Raw genomic sequence first — 1,495 nt, forward strand, 5'->3', positions numbered from 1 at the left:
GTACATAAGCATTCGAAAATGTCTTATCTTAACAAAGCTTTCTTTAAATGCTGTATATAACCTACAAAAAGACACTTCATGATGAAGTGTCTTTTTGTGTACGCTAACTTAATTTCCATTTTCCGTACAGTATCTTGCAATTTATCATGGATATACTAACTGTGAAAATTCATGTCATGATAAAAGAAGGGGACAGTTAGTATGAAACAAACATCTATAAATCCGTTGTTAATTGTTCTAGGTACAATCATTGTTCAAATTGGCCTAGGAACAATTTACACATGGAGTTTATTTAATCAACCCCTTGTAAGTAAGTTTGGATGGAACCTCAATTCAGTCGCGATCACTTTCTCAATTACGAGTTTTTCTTTATCATTCTCAACTCTATTTGCAGGAAAGCTACAACAAAAATTTGGACTTCGTAAACTGATCGCTACAGCTGGAATTGTTTTAGGACTCGGTTTAATACTTAGTTCACAAGTTTCCTCATTACCATTACTTTATTTATTAGCCGGTGTTGTCGTTGGATATGCTGATGGAACAGCATATATTACATCACTATCTAATTTAATTAAATGGTTTCCAAACCGTAAAGGGCTTATTTCTGGTATATCTGTTTCAGCATATGGAATGGGTAGCTTAATTTTTAGATATGTAAACGGAAATCTTATCGATAGTCTTGGTGTATCACAAGCATTTTTATATTGGGGTATTATCGTCTTACTTTTAGTATTAATCGGATCGTTCTTCTTACGTGAAGCAATTGTAAGTAACACCGCAACTGAAACATTACACAATGACTATACTCCGCGTGAAATGATGCGAACTAAACAAGTATATTTCTTGTTTTTCATGCTATTTACTTCCTGTATGGGTGGTTTATATTTAATCGGTATGGTAAAAGACATTGGGGTGCAGCTCGTTGGTCTTAGTGCAGCGACTGCCGCTAATGCCGTCGCAATGATTGCAATCTTTAATACAATAGGTAGAATTATTCTTGGAACGTTATCAGATAAAATAGGTCGATTAAAAATCGTCTCTGCTACATTTATTATTATTGGATTGTCCGTCTTCACTTTAAGTTTCATTCCACTAAATTACGGGATTTATTTTGCTTGTGTAGCAAGTGTTGCCTTTTGCTTTGGTGGTAACATCACCATCTTCCCAGCAATTGTGGGAGACTTCTTCGGATTAAAAAACCATAGCACAAACTACGGGATTGTTTACCAAGGTTTCGGATTTGGTGCACTTGCAGGATCATTCATTGGGGCACTACTTGGTGGATTTCAACCAACCTTCATTACAATCGGTGTTCTATGTGTTATATCTTTCGTTATCTCTATAGTAATCCGCCCTCCAAATGCAGAAAAGGAGAAGGAAATCAAATCGTTAAATCGAAAAATAGCTTAATGCTAAGAAAGAGTCCTTATACTAGGGCTCTTTTGCTTTACAAAAAAATGTATAACATTCAAAAAATCTAATTTTATCCTTGTAC

General features: G+C 34.9%; 1 protein-coding gene. It reads left to right on the forward strand.

The annotated features are described in order from the left end of the window. Window positions 1–201: 201 nt before the first annotated feature. Window positions 202–1,410: an L-lactate MFS transporter gene (locus AB3X48_RS22020; protein WP_002161621.1), complete on the forward strand. Its 1,209-nt coding sequence runs from the start codon at window positions 202–204 to the stop codon at window positions 1,408–1,410. The last annotated feature ends 85 nt before the right edge of the window (window positions 1,411–1,495 follow it).

The sequence above is a fragment of the Bacillus sp. S4 genome, from assembly GCF_040838205.1.
Classification (GTDB): domain Bacteria; phylum Bacillota; class Bacilli; order Bacillales; family Bacillaceae_G; genus Bacillus_A; species Bacillus_A cereus_U.